Origin of the sequence: Nocardioides panacihumi (genome assembly GCF_039530925.1) — a bacterium.
Taxonomy (GTDB): domain Bacteria; phylum Actinomycetota; class Actinomycetes; order Propionibacteriales; family Nocardioidaceae; genus Nocardioides; species Nocardioides panacihumi.
Genome location: NZ_BAAAPB010000004.1, coordinates 91,589 through 100,778 on the forward strand (window position 1 = coordinate 91,589; position 9,190 = coordinate 100,778).

The 9,190-nt window shown below is 72.9% G+C and carries 8 protein-coding genes; 7 read left to right on the forward strand and 1 reads right to left on the reverse strand.

Annotated features, from left to right (window positions below):
* Positions 1 to 81 precede the first annotated feature (81 nt).
* The 4 genes from mfd (at position 82) to ABD205_RS16475 (ending at position 5,503) form a co-directional block, all read left to right on the forward strand.
* Positions 82 to 3,669 (forward strand): transcription-repair coupling factor, encoded by a 3,588-nt coding sequence (mfd, locus tag ABD205_RS16460; protein WP_344046611.1) that lies wholly within the window; start codon positions 82 to 84, stop codon positions 3,667 to 3,669.
* Between the two features lie 9 nt (positions 3,670 to 3,678).
* Positions 3,679 to 4,257, forward strand: a complete 579-nt coding sequence (locus ABD205_RS16465) for a DUF4916 domain-containing protein (protein WP_344046613.1) — start codon at positions 3,679 to 3,681, stop codon at positions 4,255 to 4,257.
* Between the two features lie 224 nt (positions 4,258 to 4,481).
* Positions 4,482 to 5,078, forward strand: a complete 597-nt coding sequence (locus ABD205_RS16470; protein ID WP_344046615.1) for a hypothetical protein — start codon at positions 4,482 to 4,484, stop codon at positions 5,076 to 5,078.
* An 11-nt stretch (positions 5,079 to 5,089) separates the two neighbouring features.
* The gene (locus ABD205_RS16475; RefSeq protein WP_344046617.1) at positions 5,090 to 5,503 is read left to right on the forward strand and encodes a MazG nucleotide pyrophosphohydrolase domain-containing protein; all 414 of its coding nucleotides are present in this window, start codon (positions 5,090 to 5,092) and stop codon (positions 5,501 to 5,503) included.
* A 12-nt stretch (positions 5,504 to 5,515) separates the two neighbouring features.
* Here ABD205_RS16475 and ABD205_RS16480 read toward each other — a convergent pair whose 3' ends face one another.
* On the reverse strand, positions 5,516 to 5,938 hold the full coding sequence (locus tag ABD205_RS16480) for a MaoC family dehydratase (RefSeq protein ID WP_344046619.1): 423 nt from the start codon (positions 5,936 to 5,938) through the stop codon (positions 5,516 to 5,518).
* A 139-nt stretch (positions 5,939 to 6,077) separates the two neighbouring features.
* Here ABD205_RS16480 and ABD205_RS16485 point away from each other — a divergent pair, with 139 nt between their 5' ends.
* Genes ABD205_RS16485 through ABD205_RS16495 form a run of 3 tightly spaced genes read left to right on the forward strand, consistent with a single transcriptional unit; the run spans position 6,078 to position 9,118 of the window.
* The gene (locus ABD205_RS16485; protein ID WP_344046621.1) at positions 6,078 to 6,659 is read left to right on the forward strand and encodes an OsmC family protein; all 582 of its coding nucleotides are present in this window, start codon (positions 6,078 to 6,080) and stop codon (positions 6,657 to 6,659) included.
* Between the two features lie 9 nt (positions 6,660 to 6,668).
* Positions 6,669 to 7,976 (forward strand): flavin-containing monooxygenase, encoded by a 1,308-nt coding sequence (locus ABD205_RS16490; protein WP_344046623.1) that lies wholly within the window; start codon positions 6,669 to 6,671, stop codon positions 7,974 to 7,976.
* Entirely contained in the window at positions 7,973 to 9,118 is a 1,146-nt protein-coding gene (locus ABD205_RS16495; RefSeq protein WP_344046625.1) for an NAD(P)/FAD-dependent oxidoreductase, read from the forward strand. The genes ABD205_RS16490 and ABD205_RS16495 overlap by 4 nt, the downstream gene beginning before the upstream one ends.
* Positions 9,119 to 9,190 lie beyond the last annotated feature (72 nt).

Consider the following 9,190-nt stretch of genomic DNA (forward strand, 5'->3'; position numbering starts at 1 on the left):
CCCAACCGTAGACTGAGGCAGTTCCCACCCCCTGTCGTGCCTTGACCGGGGGCTGTCGTCGTGCCGCTCGGAGGAGTCAGCATGCCCCGCCCACTGCCGGTGCTGTCAGCCCTGGTCGATGCCGTCCTCGCCGAGCCGACCCTCGCGGAGGTGCTCGCCGACGCGCGCGGTGGCGCCGTCGCGACGCTCGACGTCACCGGGCCGGAGGCGCTGCGCCCCTTCCTGGTCACGGGGCTGGCCCGAGCCGACCGGCCGGTGCTCGCCGTGACGGCGACCAGCCGCGAGGCCGAGGACCTGGTCGCCGCGCTGCGGGACCTGCTCGACCCCGAGTCGGTCGCCTACTACCCGAGCTGGGAGACGCTGCCGCACGAGCGGCTCAGCCCGCGCTCCGACACGGTCGGCCGCCGCCTCGCCGTGCTGCGCCGTCTGACCCATCCGACTCCGGAGCACCCGGCCATCAGCGTGGTCGTGGCGCCGGTCCGCTCGATCCTGCAGCCGCAGGTCAAGGGCCTCGGCGACCTCGAGCCGGTCGAGCTGGTGCCGGGCCAGACGGCCCCCCTCGACGACGTCGTACGCCGCCTCGCCGACGCCGCCTACAGCCGCGTCGACCTGGTGGAGAAGCGCGGTGAGTTCGCGGTCCGGGGCGGGATCGTCGACGTCTTCCCGCCGACCGAGGAGCACCCCCTGCGGGTGGAGTTCTGGGGCGACGACGTCGAGGAGATCCGTTACTTCTCCGTCGCCGACCAGCGGGCGATGGCCGCCCCGAACGGGCAGGGCACCGACCGCCTGTGGGCGCCGCCGTGCCGCGAGCTGCTGCTGACCGACGAGGTGCGGGCACGCGCCAAGGTGCTCGGCGAGGTGCATCCGCAGCTCATCGAGCTCACCGACAAGATCTCCGCCGGCATCGCCGCCGAGGGCATGGAGTCGCTCGCGCCGGTGCTCGTCGACGACATGGAGCTCCTGGTCGACCTGATGCCGGCCGGCACCCAGGTCCTGGTGCTCGACCCGGAGCGGGTACGCCGCCGCGCGCACGACCTGGTGGCGACCAGCGAGGAGTTCCTCGGCGCGAGCTGGGCGGCCGCGGCGAGCGGCGGCAGCGCGCCGATCGACCTGGGCAAGGCGTCCTACTGGGACCTCGGCGACGTGCGCGCCCACGCCCTCGCGCGACGGCAGAGCTGGTGGTCGATGAGCCCGTTCGGGCTGGCGGACGACGCCGACGCCGTCGCCGGTCAGATCACCGCCGACACCGCCGGCGTGCCGGTCCGCACCCTCCCGCACAACCCCGTCGACCCCTACCGCGGCGACGTCGAGAAGGCGATCACCGATCTCGACGCCTGGCGCCTGGCCGGCTACCGCACCGTCGTCGTCCACCCCGGCCACGGCCCCGCGCAGCGCACCGTCGAGGCGCTGGGGGAGCGCGACGTCCCGGCGCGGCTCGACGGCGACCCCGACCCGGCGGTCGTGACCGTCACCTGCGGCTCGATCACCACCGGCCTGGTCGACGACGAGACCAAGCTCGCCATCGTCACCGGCGAGGACATCTCCGGCCAGAAGTCGTCCACCCGCGACATGCAGAAGATGCCGGCGCGCCGCAAGCGGCAGATCGACCCGCTCGAGCTCAAGACGGGTGACTACGTCGTCCACGAGCAGCACGGCGTCGGCCGCTTCGTGGAGATGAAGCAGCGGGAGGTCGGCGGCGCGGTCCGCGAATACCTCGTCCTCGAGTACGGCGCCTCCAAGCGTGGCGGCCCGCCCGACCGCCTCTACGTGCCGGCCGATGCGCTCGACCAGGTGACCCGCTACGTGGGCGGCGAGCAGCCGAGCCTCGACCGGCTCGGCGGCGCCGACTGGCAGAAGCGCAAGAGCCGCGCCCGCAAGGCGGTCCGGGAGATCGCGGCCGAGCTCATCAAGCTGTACGCCGCCCGGCAGGCCACCCAGGGCTACGCCTTCGGCCCGGACACCCCGTGGCAGCGCGAGCTCGAGGACGCGTTCCCGTTCCACGAGACCGTCGACCAGCTCTCCACGGTCGAGGAGGTCAAGGAGGACATGCGGCGCAGCGTCCCGATGGACCGCCTGATCTGCGGCGACGTCGGCTACGGCAAGACCGAGATCGCGGTCCGGGCCGCGTTCAAGGCCGTGCAGGAGGGCAAGCAGGTCGCCGTACTCGTCCCGACGACGCTGCTCGTCACCCAGCACCTGAGCACGTTCAGCGAGCGGATGAGCGGCTTCCCGGTCGTCCTGCGCGGGCTGAGCCGCTTCCAGACCGACAAGGAGGCGCGGGAGATCATGGCCGGGATGGCCGACGGGTCCGTCGACGTCGTGGTCGGCACCCACCGGCTGCTCAACCCGGACGTCCGGTTCAAGGACATCGGCCTCATCATCGTCGACGAGGAGCAGCGCTTCGGCGTCGAGCACAAGGAGCAGCTCAAGCGGATCCGTACGGCTGTGGACGTGCTCAGCATGAGCGCGACGCCGATCCCGCGGACGCTCGAGATGGCGATCACCGGCATCCGCGAGATGTCGACGATCACGACACCCCCGGAGGAGCGCCACCCGGTGCTCACCTACGTCGGCGCCTACGAGGACCGGCAGGTCGTCGCGGCGCTCCGGCGCGAGCTGCTGCGCGAGGGTCAGGTCTTCTACATCCACAACCGGGTGCAGTCGATCGAGAAGGCGGCCGCGAAGATCCGCGAGCTGGTGCCCGAGGCGCGGGTCGCCACGGCACACGGCCAGATGAACGAGAAGCAGCTGGAGCAGGTGATGCTCGACTTCTGGGAGAAGCGCTTCGACGTGCTCGTCTGCACGACCCTCGTCGAGAGCGGTCTCGATGTCTCGAACGCCAACACCATGATCATCGAGCGGGCCGACACCCTCGGCCTCAGCCAGCTCCACCAGCTGCGGGGCCGTGTCGGCCGGAGCCGCGAGCGCGCGTACGCCTACTTCCTCTACCCGGCCGAGAAGCCGCTGACCGAGACCGCCCACGAGCGGCTCGCGACGCTCGCCCAGCACTCCGACCTGGGCGGCGGCATGGCGATCGCGATGAAGGACCTCGAGATCCGCGGCGCGGGCAACCTGCTCGGCGGCGAGCAGTCCGGGCACATCGCGGACGTCGGCTTCGACCTCTACGTCCGGCTCGTCGGTGAGGCGGTCAACGACTTCAAGGGTGATGGCCCGAGCGCGGACGACATGAGGGAGGTCCGCATCGAGCTCCCGGTCGACGCCCACCTGCCGCACGACTACATCCCGTCGGAGCGGCTGCGCCTGGAGATGTACAAGCGTCTCGCCGAGGTCCGCTCCGACGAGGACGTCGACGCGATCGAGGAGGAGCTCGACGACCGGTACGGCGAGCCGCCGCAGGAGGTCTCCTCGCTGCTGCTCGTGGCGCGGTTCCGGGCCCGGGCGCGCAAGGCGGGGGTCGGCGAGGTGACGATCGCCGGCAAGAACGTGCGGTTCGCGCCCGTCGTACTCCCCGAGAGCCGGCAGGTGCGCCTGCAGCGGCTCTACCCGAAGTCCCTGGTCAAGACGCAGGTCGACACGATCCTGGTGCCGCGGCCGATCTCATCGGGCTTCCCGGCGAAGCCGCTCGACGGCATCGCGCTGCTGCAGTGGGCGCGCGGGGTGATCGACGCGGTGATCGACCCTGTCAGCGAGGGCGTCGCCGCCGGATAGGGTCGCGTCATGACGATGGAGGCGTTCGGCGAGGAGTTCGGCGAGGAGGCGTCCCGGTGGGAGCTGCCGGCGGACGTCGAGCCCGGCTGGCTGGACGAGGGCGAGCTCGCGCAGACGCGCCGCCGCGTCCCCATGCTGTACGTCGAGGCGCTGCCCGTCCGCGTCGAGCCCGACGGCCGCGTGGCCAGCGTCGGCCTGCTGCTGCGCGGTTCGCCGACCACCGGACGGATCACCCGCTCCCTGGTGTCGGGGCGCGTCCTGCACGGCGAGCGGATCCGTGACGCGCTCATGCGCCACCTGGAGAAGGACCTGGGCCCGACCGCCTTCCCGGTGCTCCCCGTGAGCACCGTGCCTGCGGCCGTGGCTGAGTACTTCCCCTGGCCCGACCGGCTCCACGACCCGCGCCAGCACGCGGTCGCGCTCGCCTTCGTCGTGCCCGTCTCCGGAGAGTGCCAGCCTCGCCAGGACGCCCTCGAGATCACCTGGCTGACCCCCGAGGAGGCGGCTGCCGAGGCGATCGCCGGCGACATGGAGGGTGGCCGCGGCTCGCTGCTGCGCCAGCTGCTGCACCAGCTCGGCGCCCTCTAGCGCCGAGTCGGCGCAACCTCGCAGCTCCAGGGCGCCGAGTCGGCGCAACCTCGCAGCTCCAGGGCGCCGAGTCGGCGCAACCTCGCAGCTCGCTGCGCTCGCGGTGCGAGGATGCGCCGACTCGGCACCGCTCGCGCTGCGAGGATGCGCCGACTCGGCACCGCTCGCACGCGAGGACGCGCCGACTCGGCGACACTCTGAGGCTCATCCTCTAGGGTTCACCCGTGCGCCGCGTCACACTCCTGATCGTCCCTGTCCTCGCTCTCATGCTCACCGCCTGCGGTGGCTCCGGGCCCCGGCCGGGGACCGCGCTCGCGATCGACGGCATGAGCGTCTCGACCGGACACGTGGACAACGTCGCGTCCCACTACTGCTCCGCGCTGGCGAAGGTCGGCACCCAGGCCACGACGCAGACGGTGCGCACCCAGGTCGTCAGCGCGCTCGCCGCGCGGATGGTGGCGGACCAGTTCGCCGAGGTCCGGGGCATCAAGCCGGACTCGTCGTACGCGACGGAGGAGGCCAAGCTGCGCGCGCAGCTGACCTCGTTCGACCAGGCCACCCAGGACGCGATCATCGAGGTCGAGGGCGCGCCGGCGTACGTCACCGCGGTCGTCGGCCAGGTCGGCCAGCAGTCGTTCACCGAGTGGCTCGGCGGCCAGGACGTCGTGGTGAACCCGGTCTACGGGATGAAGCTCGACGGGGCCCAGTTCACCCACGTCGACCCGAGCCTGTCGGTCGCCGCGAGCGACCAGGCGAAGGCCGCGGTCAAGAGCGCCGCGGACCCGTCGGCGTCGCCGGCGCCCGGTAGCCGTAGCTGCTGAGGGCCCGAGCCGTGGCTGACGAGCGCGCCACCGGCGAGGGCCTGGTCGAGTTCCTCGACCTGATGCGGCTCATGCGCGAGCGCTGCGCCTGGAAGGCGTCGCAGTCGCATCGGAGCCTCGCGACGTACCTCCGGGAGGAGTCCGCGGAGGTCCTCGAGGCGATCGAGGAGGGCGACCCGCAGCATCTCGCGGAGGAGCTCGGCGACCTGCTGCTGCAGATCTACTTCCACGCGGCGATCGCGGAGGAGGCGGGCGAGTTCACGATGGACGACGTGATCGCCGGGCTGACCGACAAGATGAAGCGCCGGAACCCGCACGTGTTCGGGCCGGAGGCCCAGGCGGTGTGGGAGTCGGGCCGGCGCTACACGATCGAGGAGATCGAGGAGCTCTGGCAGGCCGCGAAGGCCGCCGAGCGCGCCGAGTAGTCCCCGCGGCCGTCATGCTCCGGCGACGACCGGGTCGCGCCACACGACAGCCGTCCCGTCGAGCACGACGACACCGGCCTGGTTGGTGATCGTGGTGGCCAACGTGGTGACGGGCTTGTCCGTGCGGGCAGCGGTCACCTCGACGGTCGCGGTGATCTCGTCGCCCGGCCGGACCGGCGCCAGGAAGCGCCACGACACCTCGAGGAAGACGCTGCCGGGCCCGGGCAGCTGCTCGGCGACGACGGCGTTGAGCAGCCCGGACGTCACCCCGCCCTGGACGACGACGCCACCGAAGCGCGATCTCGCGGCCAGCTCCTCGTCGTAGTGGATCGGGTTGCGGTCCCCGCTGATCTCGGTGAACAGCTCGATGTCGCGGGCGGACACGAGACGCGTACGCCGTGCGACGGCCCCGACGGCCGGAGTGGTGATGGTCATGGGCCGATCCTTCGAGGGCGACCTTCCCCGAACCTTCCACTCCGGCGCTCCGGCGGAAGGTGACCGGAAGGAAGCATTGCGAACCTCGGCGTCGAGCGGCACCGCACAGGGCGGCGCCGCCCCACCGAAAGGCACCGAGATGACCGTCACCACCACCCCGCGTCCGGCCCGCAACGGCGTGGACGTCCCGACCCTCTTCGCCACGCTCGACGCGGTGAAGGAGAACCCCGCCATCGCGGCGTTCCAGTTCCGGGCCCAGAACACCTGGCAGTCCGGCACCCACAGCCGCACCGTCTACTCCGACTTCTTCGGTGCGATGCAGGAGATGCAGCACCGGGAGGCCACCGTGGTCGAGAGTGACCACCCGGAGGTGCTCGTCGGCACCGACAAGGCTCCGACACCGGTGGAGTACCTGCTCCACGCGATCGCCGCCTGCGTCACCTCGGGCGTCGTCAACATCGCCTCCGCACGCGGCGTCACGCTCACGAAGGTGTCCTCCACGGTCGTCGGCAACATCGACCTGCGCGGCATCCTGGGTCTGTCCGACCAGGTCCGCAACGGCTACCAGGGCATCACGGTGTCGTTCGAGATCGAGTGCGACGCCGACGAGGAGACCCTGCGGGGCATCGTCGAGCAGTCGCGTCGCCGGTCGGCCGTCTACGACGTGCTGACCAACGGCACCACGGTCCGCATCGACGTCGCTGCGCGCCAGGCCGCCTGAGGCCGTGCCATGGTCACCCGCATCGACACCGTCGTCGTCGGAGCCGGCCACGCCGGCCTCGCCGTCAGCCGCCTGCTCACCAGCGCCGGTCGCGACCACGTCGTGCTCGACCGCGGCCGCGTCGCCGAGTCGTGGCGCACGGAGCGCTGGGAGTCCCTGCGGCTGCTCGGCCCGAGCTGGATGGTCCGGCTTCCGGGGTGGCGCTACGACGGTCCGGAGCGGGACGGCTACCTGACGCTCTCGCAGCTCGTCGGTCACCTCGAGGAGTACGCCGCCGGCCTGCCCGTCGAGACGGGCCGGACGGTCCAGTCGGTCGACGCCGTGGGCGACGGCTACCGGGTCGTCACCCCCGGCCGCACCTGGCTGGCGCGTCACGTCGTGGTCGCCACCGGTCCGAGCGGTCGGCCCGCGATGCCGGCCGGGCTCCTCGGCCTCGATCCCGGGGTCGAGGTGATCAGCCCGCTGCGCTACCGGCGTCCGGACGCGCTGGCGCCCGGCGGCGTACTGGTCGTCGGGGCCAGCTCCTCCGGCGTCCAGATCGCCGAGGAGCTCGCTGTCGCCGGCCGCAGGGTCGTGCTCGCGGTCGGTCGGCACACCCGGATGCCGCGTCGCTACCGGGGTCTGGACGCCTACTGGTGGCTGGAGCGCACCGGGCGGCTGTCGCGGACGATCGACACCATGCCGGACCGGGCCGCGGCACGGCGCGAGGCGTCGTACCAGATCGTCGGGCGCGCGCCGGGTGACCCCCGCACGCCCGACCTCGACCTCGGCGCCCTCCAGGCGCTGGGGGTGGAGCTGGTCGGTCGCTTCCACGAGGCCGAGGGACATCGGATCCGCCTCGGAAACGCCGGCGGGCTCGCCGCGACCGTGGGGCTGGCCGACCGCCGGATGCACCGGTTCCTCGACGCCGCCGACCGACGTGTGCACGAGGACACGCTCAGGGGGACGATCGAGGAGTGGCGCACCGCGCCGGAGGGTCCGTCACAGCGACCCGCTCCGGTGCGCGTGGGTCCGACCCGGGAGGCCATCGACCTCCGGGCCGAGGGCATCACCACCGTGATCGTCGCGACCGGCTACCGGCCGCACCACCCGTGGCTGCGCGTCCCGGTCACCGACCCGGACGGCACGATCCGCCAGGTGCGTGGCGCCACCCCGGCGCCGGGGCTGTACGTCGTCGGGCAGCGCTTTCAGCACCGTCGCGACTCGGCGACCATCGACGGCGCGCGGCACGGCGCCCGCGACGTCGTCTCCCACCTCTGCGCCGACGACGTCCGCGGCCTGCGGGCGGCCCTGTTCGAGATGGAGGAGACAGGATGAGCTACGACGTCATCGTGGTCGGCGCCCGTGTCGCGGGCGCATCGACCGCCATGCTCCTGGCCCGTGCCGGGGCCCGGGTCCTGCTGCTGGACCGGGGCCGGCGCGGGGCCGACATGGTGTCCACCCACGCGCTCATGCGTGCCGGTGTCCTGCAGCTGTCGCGCTGGGGGCTGCTGGAGCGCGTCGTCGCGGCCGGTACGCCGGCGATCACCTCGACCACCTTCCGCTACCCGGGGGAGGCGCCGGTGACCGTCGCGATCCGTCCCAGTCCGGGCGTCGAGGCGCTCTACGCGCCCCGGCGCACGGTCCTGGACGCGATCCTGGTCGACGCGGCCGTCGAGGCGGGCGTGGAGGTGCGCCACGCCACGGCCGTGACCGGCCTGCTCCGCGACGACACGGGTCGTGTCCGCGGCGTCCGGACGTCAGGGGGTGACCTCGCGGCGCGGTACGTCGTCGGCGCCGACGGCGTGCGGTCCCTGGTCGCCGCCGAGGCCGGCGCGGCTCTGCTCGCAGCCGGCCGGCACCGCAGCGCCGTGCGCTACACCTACGTCGACCTCGACGCCGACGCCGACGCCGCCGGCGGTGGCACGCAGTGGCTGTACGGCGACGGTGTGGCCGGAGGCGTCATCCCGACCGGCGGGGGCGCGTCGTGTGTCTTCGTCAGCAGCACCCCCGCGCGCCTGGGCCGGATGCGGTCCGAGGACCAGTGGCGCGCCGCGCTCTCCGAGATGGCCCCGGGCCACCCGGCCGTCGACGCCCGTCGGGTCGACCGCTTCCACGGCTGGAGCGGCCTCCCGGGCGTCCTCCGTCAGGCCTCGGGCCCGGGCTGGGTGCTCGTGGGCGACGCCGGGTTCTACAAGGACCCGATGAGCACGCACGGCATCACCGACGCACTGCGGGACGCCGAGCTCGCCGCGAACGCGGTCGTCGCGGCACTCGCGGGCGACCACTCGGCGCTGCCGGCCTTCGGCCACCTGCGGGACGAGCTGGCCCGGCCGATGCTCGACGTCAGCGACCGGATCGCGTCGTACTCCTGGCGCGGAGCCGGCGTCGTCCCCCTCGTGAAGGAGCTGAGCGTCGCGATGGCCGACGAGGTGGTCCTGCTCGAAGGGCTGGCCGCCGTCGCGGAGGGTGCGGCCTGAGGGGCCGAGTCGGCGCATCCTCGCAGCTCACGGGGGCCGAGTCGGCGCATCCTCGCAGCTCGCTGGCGCTCG

Coding starts and splice junctions, on each gene's coding strand:
- mfd (WP_344046611.1), top strand. CDS start 82: ATGCCCCGCCCACTGCCGGTGCTGTCAGCCCTGGTCGATGCCGTCCTC.
- ABD205_RS16465 (WP_344046613.1), top strand. CDS start 3,679: ATGACGATGGAGGCGTTCGGCGAGGAGTTCGGCGAGGAGGCGTCCCGG.
- ABD205_RS16480 (WP_344046619.1), bottom strand. CDS start 5,938: ATGACCATCACCACTCCGGCCGTCGGGGCCGTCGCACGGCGTACGCGT.
- ABD205_RS16485 (WP_344046621.1), top strand. CDS start 6,078: ATGACCGTCACCACCACCCCGCGTCCGGCCCGCAACGGCGTGGACGTC.
- ABD205_RS16490 (WP_344046623.1), top strand. CDS start 6,669: ATGGTCACCCGCATCGACACCGTCGTCGTCGGAGCCGGCCACGCCGGC.
- ABD205_RS16495 (WP_344046625.1), top strand. CDS start 7,973: ATGAGCTACGACGTCATCGTGGTCGGCGCCCGTGTCGCGGGCGCATCG.